This window comes from Anaerococcus lactolyticus S7-1-13, assembly GCF_000758765.1.
In the GTDB taxonomy this organism is placed as follows: Bacteria; Bacillota; Clostridia; order Tissierellales; family Peptoniphilaceae; genus Anaerococcus; species Anaerococcus lactolyticus.
Map to the genome: position 1 here is coordinate 14,505 of NZ_JRMW01000024.1, position 14,183 is coordinate 28,687.

13 protein-coding genes and 1 tRNA gene are annotated in these 14,183 nt (G+C 34.3%); 13 read left to right on the forward strand and 1 reads right to left on the reverse strand.

From position 1 onward, the window contains the following. The first annotated feature begins 24 nt into the window (after positions 1-24). From HMPREF1630_RS02045 to HMPREF1630_RS02100, 12 genes are all read left to right on the forward strand, one after another. Positions 25-615: an NUDIX hydrolase gene (locus HMPREF1630_RS02045; protein WP_037326606.1), complete on the forward strand. Its 591-nt coding sequence runs from the start codon at positions 25-27 to the stop codon at positions 613-615. Then, entirely contained in the window at positions 605-1,435 is an 831-nt protein-coding gene (locus HMPREF1630_RS02050) for an aminoglycoside 6-adenylyltransferase (protein WP_004828596.1), read from the forward strand. The genes HMPREF1630_RS02045 and HMPREF1630_RS02050 overlap by 11 nt, the downstream gene beginning before the upstream one ends. Before the next feature lie 8 nt (positions 1,436-1,443). Beyond that, on the forward strand, positions 1,444-2,652 hold the full coding sequence (locus HMPREF1630_RS02055) for a D-alanyl-D-alanine carboxypeptidase family protein (protein WP_004828598.1): 1,209 nt from the start codon (positions 1,444-1,446) through the stop codon (positions 2,650-2,652). A gap of 22 nt (positions 2,653-2,674) precedes the next feature. Continuing rightward, positions 2,675-2,751 (forward strand) — tRNA-Arg (locus tag HMPREF1630_RS02060). Positions 2,752-2,763: 12 nt separating this feature from the next. Continuing rightward, positions 2,764-3,240, forward strand: a complete 477-nt coding sequence (locus HMPREF1630_RS02065) for a nucleoside deaminase (protein WP_004828600.1) — start codon at positions 2,764-2,766, stop codon at positions 3,238-3,240. A 136-nt stretch (positions 3,241-3,376) separates the two neighbouring features. Continuing rightward, positions 3,377-4,324 carry an NAD(P)-dependent oxidoreductase gene (locus HMPREF1630_RS02070; protein ID WP_037326608.1) on the forward strand — a complete coding sequence of 316 codons (948 nt, stop codon included), beginning with the start codon at positions 3,377-3,379 and terminating at the stop codon, positions 4,322-4,324. Continuing rightward, positions 4,321-4,950: a uridine kinase gene (udk, locus tag HMPREF1630_RS02075; RefSeq protein WP_004828603.1), complete on the forward strand. Its 630-nt coding sequence runs from the start codon at positions 4,321-4,323 to the stop codon at positions 4,948-4,950. The genes HMPREF1630_RS02070 and udk overlap by 4 nt, the downstream gene beginning before the upstream one ends. After that, complete coding sequence (gene glgB / locus HMPREF1630_RS02080) at positions 4,940-6,745, forward strand: 1,4-alpha-glucan branching protein GlgB (protein WP_037326610.1); 1,806 nt, start codon at positions 4,940-4,942, stop codon at positions 6,743-6,745. The genes udk and glgB overlap by 11 nt, the downstream gene beginning before the upstream one ends. Beyond that, positions 6,742-7,209, forward strand: a complete 468-nt coding sequence (locus HMPREF1630_RS02085) for a hypothetical protein (protein WP_004828607.1) — start codon at positions 6,742-6,744, stop codon at positions 7,207-7,209. The genes glgB and HMPREF1630_RS02085 overlap by 4 nt, the downstream gene beginning before the upstream one ends. Beyond that, positions 7,206-8,339 (forward strand): FAD:protein FMN transferase, encoded by a 1,134-nt coding sequence (locus HMPREF1630_RS02090; protein ID WP_004828609.1) that lies wholly within the window; start codon positions 7,206-7,208, stop codon positions 8,337-8,339. Before HMPREF1630_RS02085 ends, HMPREF1630_RS02090 begins: the two co-directional genes overlap by 4 nt. 65 nt (positions 8,340-8,404) lie before the next feature. Continuing rightward, positions 8,405-9,058, forward strand: coding sequence for a sugar transferase (locus HMPREF1630_RS02095; RefSeq protein ID WP_004828612.1), 654 nt, complete (start codon positions 8,405-8,407; stop codon positions 9,056-9,058). 72 nt (positions 9,059-9,130) lie between these two features. Then, a complete protein-coding gene (locus tag HMPREF1630_RS02100; protein WP_004828613.1) occupies positions 9,131-10,603 on the forward strand; it encodes a DUF1846 domain-containing protein in 1,473 nt (490 codons plus the stop codon). Between the two features lie 43 nt (positions 10,604-10,646). On the opposite strand, the gene HMPREF1630_RS02105 is transcribed toward HMPREF1630_RS02100, so the two are convergent. Then, a complete protein-coding gene (locus HMPREF1630_RS02105; protein ID WP_037326617.1) occupies positions 10,647-12,779 on the reverse strand; it encodes a metallophosphoesterase family protein in 2,133 nt (710 codons plus the stop codon). A gap of 182 nt (positions 12,780-12,961) precedes the next feature. Here HMPREF1630_RS02105 and HMPREF1630_RS02110 point away from each other — a divergent pair, with 182 nt between their 5' ends. Next, positions 12,962-14,170, forward strand: coding sequence for an ammonia-forming cytochrome c nitrite reductase subunit c552 (locus tag HMPREF1630_RS02110; RefSeq protein ID WP_037326622.1), 1,209 nt, complete (start codon positions 12,962-12,964; stop codon positions 14,168-14,170). The last annotated feature ends 13 nt before the right edge of the window (positions 14,171-14,183 follow it).

Genomic DNA, 14,183 nt, shown 5'->3' on the forward strand with positions numbered 1-14,183 from the left:
TATATGATTTTATTAGAGGTTTCTATGAAATATTTACAAGTTGACCAGGAATTTTTGGACAAACTAAAATCATATGCAGTTTTCATTCCTTTAATAGAAGTAGATGGCAAAGACCATATCTTATTTGAGGTAAGAAGCGAAAGCGTAAGTCAACCTGGAGAAGTATCTTTCCCAGGTGGGAGACTTGAAGGTGGCGAAGATTTTAGCGAGGCTGCTATAAGAGAGACAATAGAAGAGCTCGGGTTAAAAGAATCTGATATCGACTATTTAGGATATTCTTCAATGATCCTTACATCGTCTTATAGGCACATTAAAAGTTTTTATGGTAGAATTAATAAAAATTTGCAGGAAATAAAGTATAATAATGAAGTGGAGTCAATTTTTACGGTTGACATTGACTTTTTTAAAAATAATCCACCAATTTCATACATGGCACCTTATAGAATGGACTTTCCTAAAGATTTTCCATTTGATAAGATTCCTAACGGCAAGGATTATAAGTTTCAAACCGGTTATAATGAAATGTTTTTCTATGATACCAAGCCGGTGATTTGGGGCTTGACTGCAAAAATGCTAAAAAACTTTATAGAAAGTTGGAGTAATAATGAGAAATGATATTTCGCAAAAAATAAAAGAATATGCAAAAACAAATCCAGCAATTGAATCTATTTTTTATGTAAAAAGGCTAAATAATGATGAATTTTACAGCGTATATACAGTAGCTAATGAAATAATCATAGCTAAGCTTGAGGAAGAATTTAAGGGTCTTTTTGATGATGTAATCTTTGTAAATAGGGTAAAAGAAAAAGCAGAACTAGATAAAAACAAGTTCTCTTTTACAACAATCGACCTTTATAAAATGGATAATATCAAAGTTTCTGAATCAATCATAAGTAGTGATATTGCTAAAGATTTTATAAAAACATTACCAACTGACATTGAGTTTTTGTATAATAAGGCTGGTAGTGAGGCTCTCTTACCAAATAAGGAATTTACCTATAATCCTGTAAAGGAATACGAGTTTAGCCAAACGGTGAAAAACTTTTTTGCCTATGCAATAGAGATTTCACTTTACCTAAATCAAAATAATACCCTGGCTGCAGCTATTAGGATGGAAAATCTGAGAGATGAGCTTATAAAAATGCTCAGAATCCATGTTGTTAACAAATACAAGGGTGGAATGGATGTTGGTAGGGATGGAAGAAACTTTGCCCACACTCTTAGCAAGGAATACAAGGATGATCTTGAAGATACCTTCCATGATATTAATCCACTTAACATTTATAATTCTCTCTTTAAGGCCACAATACTTTTTAGAAAGGTCGGTATGGCTGAAGCAGAAGAATTAGGTTTTGATTATGATAAGCAAACTGATGTGAACACTCTAAAGCTTTTGAGAAATAATTACAAAAAGCTTGAGTCCTTTTTAAACTAGGAGCAAATATGAAATACAAATACAAGCTAGCAAGTCTAATTATGGCGGCTTTTATCTTTCTTATGCCAATAAGCCTTGCGGCTGGGCAAAATAAAATAGTAGGTCTAGATGAAAATGTAAAAGCCTACATAATAGCCAACGAAGAAAATGGAGAAGTTTATTACGAAAAAAATGCTGACGAGCCAAGGGCTATGGCATCCTTAAGTAAACTTATGACTTTTCTCGTAACAATGGATGCTATCCATAGTGGAGCTCTTAAACTTGACACCAAGGTCAAGGCTGACAAGGAAGCAGAAAAATTAACAAGCTGGGAATATTCTTCCTTGGGAGTTAAGGAAGGGGAAACCTATACTGTTGATGAGCTTCTAAAGGGACTAATAGCTGTTTCAGGCAATGACTGTGCCTACCTTTTAGCCAATACTGTTTCAGTTTCAGAACCAGCTTTTGCAAGAGAGATGAATGAAAAAGCAAAAGAGCTTGACCTAAAAAGCCAAGTGTATTATAATTCTAGTGGAGTACAAACAGAAGATGGTTACCAAAATACTTCTTCTGCCAGAGATTTATTCAAGCTAAGTCAATATATCCTAAAAACTTATCCGGAAATCTTAGACTATGCAGCTATTAGGGAAATTAAAGACCCAGGTCGCGACATAGATAAAAAATCAACTATTCCCCTCATGGATGAAATAAAGGGCGTAGATGGACTTAAGACTGGCACTACAGATGAGGCGGGATATTGCTTGGTAACAACTGTAGATATGAGTAAACTTGATAGCAATGATGACTTTAGATCTATCGGTGTTGTCATGGGCGCAGACCAAAAAGATACCAGAAATAAAGTTATGAGTGACCTTATTTATTACGTTTCAAAATATTTTTCTACTAGGGTGGTCTTAGACACTAATGTGCCTATAAAATCTTTAAAAGATATAACTGTTAAACAGGGATATATAGACCTTTATCCAAAAGAAGATATAAAAATGATAATAAAAGAAGGCGAAAATCCTACAATAAAGTATAATATAAAAGATGATATAAAAGCGCCTATAAAAGAAAATGAAGATTTGGGTGAGGTGGAGGTATCCTATAAGGATGAAAGCCACACTGTCGGCTTGTTTTCAAAAAAGGCCCTTGATAGAGCGAGTCTTTTCTCAAGAGTTGTAAGGACTGTAAAAGATACTTGTGACTTTTTATTAAAGACTATAATAGCAAGATAAAGGCAAATTTTTTGCCTTATATGTATCGGTAGCTCAGCTGGATAGAGCACTGCCCTCCTAAGGCAGGTGTCGGAGGTTCGAATCCTCTTCGGTACACCAAAAGGAAATATTATGCAAGATTTATTTACAAAAGCTGATAAGTTTTTTATGACAGAAGCTATAAATGAAGCCAAACTTGCAAAATCAATTGACGAGGTCCCGATAGGGGCCGTTGTTGTTTGTGGGGACAGAATAGTTGGCAGGGGACACAATTTTACTTATAAGGGTAAGTCTGCTTTAAACCATGCCGAAATTTATGCCCTAAAAGAGGCCGGAAAGAATATTGGAGACTTTAGGTTGGAGGAGTGTACTATGTATGTAACACTTGAGCCTTGTCTGATGTGTGCAGGTGCCATTATGCATTCTAGGGTAAAAAGGCTTGTGATAGCATGCAAAGACCCAAAAAGAGGTGGCTTTTCCACATCCTTCATAGATAAGGACAGTCCCCACCTAAATGTGCCAGAGATTTCTTATGGTCTTATGGAAGAAGAATCTCTAAAGGAACTTCAAAGTTTTTTTAGGGCTCTAAGAGAAAAAAAGAAAAGCTAGGATGAACTTAGAAGGTTTCAAGTTTATCTTGGCTTTTTAATTTCAAATTTTTCTACATGAAAAAACTATGAAAGATTACAATTCCGACATTTAGAGTATAATATTTAAAGGAAGTTTTAGATAAAGGAGTAGATAGATGAAAATTAGTCTTATAGATCCTCTAGAAGTTAAAGAATCTTATATTTTAGAACAAAAAGAAAAATTGGAAAAACTTGGTCATGAATTCACCTACTATAAGGAAAGTGCCAAGGACTGTGAAGAAAAAATTGCTAGGTTAAAAGATGCTGACATAGCAATGATTACAAATAAACCTGTATCTAGAAAGGTAATAGAAAATACCAATCTTAAATTAATAGATGTTGCCTTCACAGGAGTTGACCATGTTGATCTTGAAGCTTCTAAGGAAAAGGGAATAAAAGTTTTAAATGCTTCAGGATATTCAGATGACTCTGTTGCTGAACTTGTAATTGGTCTTACCATTGGAGTTTTAAGAAAGTTTAACCAAAATAGGGAAAATATTTTTGAAAGACAAAATAATTATCTTTTAGGCTCCCTAATTAAGGGCAAAACTTTTGGTGTGATAGGCACAGGTCATATAGGAAAAAAACTCATAGAACTTCTCCAAGTTTTTGGATGCAAGATTATAGCTTTCTCTAGGACTGAAAAAGACGATATTAAGGCCTTAGGTGTAGAATATGTTGACCTTAAGACCCTGCTTAAGGAATCCGACATAGTATCTCTTCACATCCCAAACAATAAGGAAACCAAGCACTTCCTAGGAAAAGACCAACTTGACCTTATGAAAGAAGGAGCAGTTTTAATCAACTGTGCGAGAGGTGCTGTTGTGGATAATGACTATCTAGCAAAACTTTTGAATGAGGATAAGTTAAGGGCTGGTATAGATGTTTTTGATATGGAACCACCACTTCCAGAAGACTATCCACTTAGAAATGCTAAAAATGTTATTTTAACTAACCATGTCGCTTTTTACACAGAAGAAGCAATGCAAATTAGAGCAGACATTGTATTTGACAATCTTTACTCCTATCTAAGAGGGGAAATAAAAAACGAGATAAGCCTATGATAGAACCTAAAATCGTTGCTATTGCTGGAGGATCAGCCTCTGGCAAGTCTACGATTGTAAAAATAATTGCAGAAAAATTCAAGGATGATTTGGTAGTTGTGGGCCATGATAATTACTATAGGGCCCATGATGATATCGACTTTGAAGAAAGAAAACTTTTAAATTATGATCATCCACAAGCCTTTGATACTGACCTTTTTTGTGAGGATTTAAAAAAATTATTAGCTGGCCTTGAGATTGACATGCCTCTTTATGATTATAAAATCCATACTAGGAGCAAGGATACAGTAAAAGTAAGGGCGAAAAAAATCATCCTTATTGAGGGAATCCTGGTGTTGTATGATAAAAAAATAAGAGAACTTACTGATACTAAGGTTTTTGTAGATGCAGATAGTGACATTCGATTAAAAAGAAGAATCCTTAGGGATACAGTAGAAAGAGGCAGGTCTTTGGAATCTTGTCTGACCCAGTATATTGAACAGGTAAAACCTATGCATGAAAAGTACGTGGAACCAAGCAAGAAATACGCGGATATCATTATCCCAAGGGGAGCTAAAAATATAAAGGGTATAGAGATTTTGTCTAAACATATAGAAAATATAATAGGAAATACTAATGAAAGTTAATATAATACCTACAAACTATAAAGAAATAAAAGATTATATAGAAGGCAACTCAACTATTGGCCATAAGATATGGGGAGCAATCCCTTATGAAGATGGTTATATTTTTAGGGTTTATGCGCCAAATGCTGATGAAGTTTACATCAAGGGAGATTTTACTAATTGGCAAAATGAAAGGCTCATTAAAAATGATGAGTTTGGATATTTTTATGGCTTTTATAAGGCTAAAGTAAATGATTACTACAAATATATTGTTGTTAAAAATGGTAATTGGATGGAAAAAACGGATCCCTTTGCTCATGTTATGGACGGGGAGGGTGACTTTGCAGCCAAAATCACAGCAGAAGATGACTATGTTTTTAATGATGATGAGTTTATAAAAACCAGGGGCAAGAATTACGATAAGCCTCTAAATATTTATGAACTACACATAGGATCTTTTATGAGATTTTCTGGCAATGTAAATTTCTTGGATATAGTTGATAATCTAATTAATCATATCAAGGAAATGGGATACACTCATGTTGAAATCATGCCAGTTACAGAATATCCTTTTTATCCTTCTTGGGGTTACCAATCTACGGGATTTTTTGCCATTAGCCACAGGTATGGAACTGTAAGAGACTTTAAAAAATTTGTTGATCTTCTTCATCAAAATGGTATCGGAGTTATCCTTGATGTGGTGGCAGTCCACTATGCCTCTGATTACTATGGCCTTGATCATTTTGATGGGACAGCCATGTATGAATCTCAATACATGGACCTAAAATATTCTGAATGGGGCTCAAACAATTTTGATTATTCAAAGGGCCATGTGAGAAGTTTTATGAAGTCTTCTATGACATATTTGATTGAAGAATTTCACCTTGATGGAATCAGGATTGATGCTGTATCTTATATGGTATTTTATAATGGCAATAAAAATAGGGGAGTGCATGAAGATAATATATTCTTCATCAAAAACCTTAATGAAACCCTAGAAAAATTGTATCCGGATGTGATGAGGATAGCAGAAGATTCTTCTGATTATCCAAAGGTTACCCACCCTGTTTGTGAGGGCGGACTTGGCTTTGACTATAAGTGGGATATGGGTTGGATGAATGACACTTTAAGATACTTTAAGGTCGATTCATTTAACCGTAGGGACTACCAATCAAAGATTAATTTCTCCATGTTTTATTTTTACAACGAGAGATTTCTCTTGCCTTTAAGTCACGATGAGGTCGTCCATCTTAAAAAATCTATGGTAGATAAGATGAATGGGTCTTATGAAGATAAGTTTAAGCAATTGAAAGTCCTTATGACCTATCAAATGACCCATCCTGGTAAGATTTTAAACTTTATGGGCAATGAAATTGCAACTTTTGAAGAGTGGAATGAAAATGTTGGTATAAGGTGGGATTATCTAGCTTACCCAATCCATGACTCCTACAATAGTTTTATAAAAGATTTGAATAAACTTTATAAGGACGAAAAGGCCTTTTACAAGTATGATTATGACATGGCTGGTTTTCAGTGGAGAGTGGTTGATGACAATACTAATTCTGTCTTTGCCTATGAGAGAAAGGCAGATGAGGACAGGTATTTGGTTATTTTAAATATGGCCAACGTCTACCAACCATACTATGAAATTTATTATGATGAAGACCTAGTCTTTGAAGAAGTTTTTAATTCCCTAGATGAAAAATACGGCGAATATAGGAATAATAAGAGAAGAATAGAAGTTAAGAAAGGAAATAATCTCGGGTTAGAGCTTTGGCAATACGAAGCTGTAATCTTTAAGATAAAGAAGTTATGAAAGAAAGAAAACCAATCAACCTATCATGGTTAGTAGAAAAATGGACCTTGATAGACGAGGATACATATTTAAAAAATATGTGGTTAAATACAGAATCTCTTGATTTTATTAGAATTAATAAAGAGATTCAAACTAATGAAGATATAGAAGCATCCTATATAGATATAGATCAAGATGTTGAAAAATATATCCTAATGCCTGGAACAAGCGAGATAGATAATAGCGATATAAGAGATGCATTTATCTCTAGCCTTGATAGGCGCGAAAGGGACTACTTTATAGAAAATGCGGAATTTATATCACCAAGTGCAGAATTTTTAGATACAGTTTATGAATTGGGTCTAGAAGGCAGGTGGAATGACTTTAGGGATAAGGTCGCAGCGGGAATGTTACTAAGTTGGGCAGAAGATGAGGGTCTTCCTGTCAACAAGGATATGGAGACTATAAATATAAACAAAATATGAAAAAATTACTTATGATTTTGGCGCTTGCAACAAGTCTAACTGCTTGTGCCAATACCAAGGAAAGTGTTGAAAAACCAAAAGTAGAAGCAGTTAAGGAAGATTCTTCCCAAGAAGAAGGAAAAAATACTGATTCGGGCGAAGAAGTCAATAACAGTGGCGAATTAGAAAAACACACAGAAAATATCTATGAATACTTTGATACTATTACAAACTTTATAGCCTATACAAAAGATCAGGAAGAATTTGATCATTATGTAAAGGTCTTAAAGGATGAACTTAAAATTTACCACGAATTATACAATTCCTATGATGCTTTTGATGGGGTTAATAACTTTAGGACTATAAACGAAAACGCCGGCAAGGAGCCTGTTAAGGTGGACCCAAAGGTTATTGAACTTGTCGAATATTCTAAGAAAATGTATAAGCTTACAAATGGTAAAATAAATATAGCTATGGGCTCTCTCCTTGGTTTATGGCATGAGTACAGGGAGATGTCTTTGGATAATCCGGACAAGGCTGCTATACCAGAAGAAAGTATGCTAGTTAAGGCAAGTAAGCACAAAGATATAGACTCAATAGTTGTTGACGAAAAAGCTGGCACAGTTTTCATAAAAGACCCAGATGTACAAATTGATATTGGGGCTATTGGTAAGGGTTATGCTACAAAGATAATTGCAAATATTTTACAAAAAGAAGGACTTAAGCATGGAATCTTATCTGTTGGTGGCGACGATGTTCTAATCGGAGACAACCCGGCCAGCGAAAATTCATATTACAAGATAGGCATACAAAATCCAAACCTAGATGATAAGGAAAATCCATATTCATCAATAGTAAGTCTTAAAAATACTTCTGTAGTAACAAGTGGTGATTATCAGAGATATTTTATGGTTAATGGCAAGAGGTACCACCACATCATTGACCCAGCTACTATGTATCCATCAACAAGGTGGAGGTCAGTATCCGTAATTTTAGATGATATAGCAAAGGCAGATACCATTTCAACCTACCTATTCATCATTGACCTAGAAGAAGGTCGTGAGTTTGCGAAAAAGGTTGGGGCTGAAGTTTTGTGGATTGATGAAAATTATAAGTCCTATAAAACAGAAGGTTGGCCAGAAGTAGAATAGTTTTACTAGACTATTAAAAAAAATGTAGTTTAATAGTTTAAGATTAGATAAAACTGAGGTTAGAAGTGAACAAGGTAAATGAAGATTTAATTTATGAAAAATTAAATAATAAAAAAGTCAGCTTATTTTTTAAGAGGTTTTTTGATATACTAGTATCACTTATCGTCCTAATTATAATTGCTATTCCTATGATAATAGTTGCAATAGCAATCAAGCTTGATTCTAAAGGGCCAGTTTTTTATAAACAAGAAAGACTAGCCAAGGGTAAAAGGCCATTTTATATTATTAAATTTAGGACAATGAGGGTAGGAGCCGATAAGAATCTTGACAACCTAACAGTCAAAAACGATCCAAGGATAACCAAAACTGGTGCCTTCTTAAGAAAATGGAAGATTGACGAGCTCCCACAATTTATAAATGTACTAAAGGGAGATATGTCTTTAGTAGGACCAAGGCCAGAGACACCAAAGATGGTAAATTTATATCCAAATTACTATGATGTAATCTTTGCCGTAAGACCAGGTATTACTGATTATGCTTCAATAGAATTCAGAAATGAATCAGAATATTATAATTCGATTGAGGATAGTGAGAAAATTTACCTTGAAAAAATTCTTCCAATAAAGATTGATCTTAAGTTAAAATATATAGAAAATCTGTCAATAAAGACTGATATATCAATACTTTTAAAGACAGCAATGACAATAATTACAAAATAGGCGTAAATTTTTACGTCCTATTTTTTTTTGGAAAATTCTTGGTATAATTAAAAGGTATAATAGGAGGTAATTATGAAAATAGCTTTTGATAATGACAAATATATAAAAGAACAATCGGCAAAGATTGTTGAAAGAATCAGTCACTTTGATAAATTGTACCTTGAATTTGGTGGCAAACTTTTTGATGATGCACACGCGTCTAGAGTCTTGCCAGGATTTTTACCAGATTCTAAATTGAGGATGCTTCTAAACATAAAGGATAAAACCGAAATAATTATAACTATAAATGCTAAAGACATTGAAAAGACAAAAATCAGGGGAGATAATGGAATTTCTTACGATACAGAAGCCATAAGACTTAAGTCAGCCCTAGAAGATTTTGGATTTTTGGTTTCTGCTATCGTAATTACCCAATTTAATTACCAGGAAAAAGTTCTTAAGTATTGCCAATACTTGGATAACCTTGGTATAAAAAATTACAAAACTTACGATATTGTAGGCTACCCAAATAACTTAGCGACAATTATTTCTGATGAGGGTTTTGGTAAGAATGACCACGTAAAAACTACTAGACCACTAGTCGTTGTAACTGGTCCAGGACCTGGTTCTGGAAAGATGGCAACCTGTCTTTCTCAAATGTACCTTGATCACGAAAATGGAGTTAATGCAGGCTATGCTAAGTTTGAAACCTTCCCAATTTGGAGTATACCACTTAAACATCCTGTAAATATAGCTTATGAAGCAGCGACAGCTGACCTTGATGATGTGAATATGATCGACCCTTACCACCTTGAAGCCTATGGTAAGTCAGCTGTATCCTATAATAGGGATGTAGAGGCCTTCCCAATTTTAAAGAAGATGTTTGAAAAAATTATGGGCAAATCTCCTTATATGTCACCTACAGACATGGGTGTAAACATGTCAGGTTTTTGTATAGTAGATGATAAGGCAGCAGCAGATGCGTCCAAGGCAGAGATTATCAGAAGATATTACAACACCCTAGTTGATTATAGGATGGCTAAGGAAAATCTCCACACTCTAGAAAAAATCGAAATTCTTATGAGCCAGCTAGAAATATCTGCTGATGATAGGCTAGTTGCTCTTGCTGCAAGAGATAGGGAAAAATCTTCAGGCACAGAAGCATTCGCCATCGAACTTGATAGTGGGGAAATAATTACAGGCAAGAAGAGCGACCTCCTAAGTGCACCTTCAGCTTGTATTCTAAATGTTCTAAAAAAACTTGGCAAGCTTGATGATGAGATTTTACTAATTTCTCCTCATATAATAGAGCCTGTTTCAGACCTTAAGACCAAGGGACTTGGTGGAAATGAAACTAGCTTATCGGTAAACGAAATGTTGATAGCTCTTTCAATTTCAGCTACAACCAATCCTCTAACCCATATGGCGATTAAGCAACTTGGAAAATTAAAGGGATTAGATGCACATTCAACAGTTATCTTAAATGATTCACAAAAGTCAATGCTAAGAAAACTTGGCTTAAACTTCACTCAAGATCCTGAATTTTCTCAAGATAATTATAGGTAAAATAAAACAAGCCTTTTGTAAAATATTTACAAGGCTTGTTTTTTTAATTGTCACTATCATCAAATTCTATATAATTGAAATAATAGTCCACATCATTATCTGTATCATTTTGGTAGGTCTCTGCCATGTCTTTATTCATCTCGCCTATCATATCTGTGATGAATTTTCTAAGCGATCTTTGACCAAACATCTTATCTGACATATCCATCTTAAATTTTCTAACAAGTTTTGAGTGAGCTATTTCTTTAGCGAGGTCTACACCACTTATCTGAGATTTTTTTGTAATAAACTTAGAAAGGAGATTTAACAAGTCTCTTAGGTTGTTAACCTTTGACCTCATATACTTGTAGGTTAGGTTTGATGTTAGGCCTCGGGTTTTGATTAGGTCGTCATAAAACCTATTTTTAGACCCATATTTTATAAATATAATGTTGGTTGTAATATAGTCAAAAGCTTCATTTATTTCATCGCCGGCATAGTCAATAAGGTTGTCTATAATATTATAAGACTTGTCATTCAGCCTTGCTATCATAGATGTGATGTAGTCAGGTCTTTCAATATCGTTGGACCTATACTGGTAGATGAAGTTAGCAAAGTCATAAAAATTATGACCCTCCTTATCAATTGGCATTTTGAAAATCTTGTTAAGGATTTTTTCAAAAAAGTAAATCATAAGGGGTGGGTAGAGAATATCTTTCTCGATTTGTTTAAAAATCACTTCTAGGGCATCTTCAATATCGTTAGAATAAATACTCAACCTATTGCCAATAGTTTTAATTTGAATATGGTAGGCTCCATTTTCTTCAATAAGGTTAATGTTACCAATGATGGTTCGGTTGATTGGAAATTTGTCTTTAAGCATAGGGAAAACGACCTTATCCATATAAGACTGGTAAGGGGCCTTGATTTTAAGATTAGCATTCACCTGATCAATTATTTCTTTTTTGATATCTATATTTTCCAACCTCGGATTGTTGGCTTGGATTCTGATATAATTTGATATAACTTCCCTAAGAGAAAGTTGGTTTTCTAGCGTGTGCATTGATGCGTTTTCAATATGAATCAAGTTTTTATTTTCATCTATATAGGTGAATTCTTTTATAAGTTCTGTTTTAATTTCTATTTCAAAACCATTTATGGTTCCTGACTTATTGTCTATATTTAAGTGTCTGATTGGAAGAGGATAGGTGATGGTTGACCCGGTTTGGATATCGTAGATTTCATTGCCATCTTCTGAGATAAATTTAGCTGTCCCATTTTCATGGAGGTGACCAGTGAAAATAAACTTGACTCCATTATCAGCTAAGACTTCTATAGGGGTTTTGTTATTAAGTCTAGGGTCAGAATCTTTTATTTTATCCTTATATTCCTTGATTATAAATGGTGAAAAGACTAATTCTTGGTTTCTGAAATTTGGAATAAAGGCGTGGTGAGAGACGGCAATAATCATGTCGTTACGGGCCTTGGCCTCATCAATTTTATCAGCTATCCACCTTAGTTGGGCTGTAGATACAGATCCAATTACATTATTCATCCCGTCCCTATGGCCTTGTTCCATGTCTACTGCATAAATAGAAGAATCAATCATGATTATGCTTAGGCCGTTGTCATAATGATCTTCTTTTTTAATCCTTGCCACATAAGAAAAATAGCCGTTGGCATAAGAGGAATATTTTTGCTCCCTCTTATATTTTTTATTTACTTCGTCAAGGTAGGTTTTAAAGATTTCACTATCCTTATAAAATTCTAAAATAGAAGAATCTTGGTAGATAAAATCATAAATTGCATAAAAATCTTCAGGGCTTGTTGGTTGAGTTTTTTTGTCATTTTTATAATCGTAGGCTTTTTTTGAATTTATATCGTGGTTGCCAGGTATTAGAAAAATTTTTCTATCAGGAGCTTTATCTTGCCAAGCTTTAAGGAGAGAAGCAGCCTTTTTGTGGCTTATCAGCTCACCTTCCTTGCTTATATCACCAGAAATTATTAAAAATTTACTCTGAACTTCATCAACAAGACTTAGGGCTTTTTTAAAAAGACTCTCACTTTCTACGACTAGTTTTCTTTCTACTTTTAACTCTTTTCTTAAACTCTCTGTGTTGGCAATCAATGATTCGCAAAGGACGTGAGGGTCTGAAATGATTGACATATCGAAAGTTTTCTTAACATTAGTATCCATAATTTCCTCGTAAATTTGTTAACTATATTATACCTTTTTTATAAAAATTTTATATGGGAAGCTTTAGAGGTATTACTATGTTTGCCAAAAATCTTATAATAGTTTATCTTATATAATAAGAGATAGTATAATATGGGTTTTGTGTATGCTCATTTGTATTTTAAATTATATAGGAGGAGAAGATGAATAAGAAGATTATTGCGACCTTATCTGCCATTGTTTTAGCCGTATCTCTTAGCTCTTGTAGCAATGATTCAGAAATCAAAACTGCAGAAGATTACAAAGATACATATCCAGACATTTATGCGACATATAAAGCTAATGAAGATATGAGCGAAACAAAATTTGGTGGTTCAGTTCAAGTAGATTATCTTGAAGCTCATCCAAATTTGAGAACCTACTACGATGGTTATGGTTTTGCTAAACAATATGATAGGGCTAGGGGTCACGTTTATGCCCTTGAAGATGCTATTAATACAAAAAGACCAAAACCAGGTGCTTCATGTCTTGCTTGTAAGACTATTGACTTTGTAAAGGCACTTGAAAAAGATGGTATAGATGTAAATAGCATGGATTTTGACCAATTTGTGAAAGACCATCCAAAAATGCAGACAATCTCATGTGCTGACTGCCACTTGGACACTCCTGGTAAGATTCAAGTTACTAGAGATCACTTCAAGAAACAAATCGACCAAGGCAATGTAAATGGTAACAATACAAAGGCTGATAGCCTTACTTGTGCACAATGCCACGTTGAATACTACCTAGATCCAGAAACTAAGGAAGTAATTTTACCATACAAGTACGGTTTTGAAACTGATGATATGTTAAAATATTACGATGAAATTGATTTTGCTGATTGGGAACACCCACAAACAGGAGCCAAGCTCCTTAAGGCCCAACACCCAGAGTATGAAACTATGATGGGTTCTGTTCACGATTCAGCAGGACTTTCTTGTATAGATTGCCACATGCCTGTTTTTGAAAATGAGAAGGGTGAGAAATTCAGGTCTCACCATTGGACAAGCCCACTTAAGTCAAAGGAAAATATCAAAAATTCCTGCTTATCTTGCCACGCTGGTAAGAGCGAAGATGAAATGATTGCTTGGGTTGAAGAAGTCCAAAAAGGCGTATATGATAGGACAAACGAAGTAAGTGATGAACTTAAGAAATTTGTAGACCTTTTAGCTAAACATGTTAAAGCTGGTGACTTATCAGATAAGGATAAGGCAGAGCTTCAAAAAATTCACAGACATGCTCAATTCAAATGGGACTTTGTATGGGTAGAAAATGGTGAAGGCTTCCACAATTCAAAGAAGGCCCACCAAAACCTAGACGAAGCTGAAGAATTAGTGAAACAAGGCCTAGAAATCTTGAAGAAGTATGAATAAAAAGAGCTAAAAT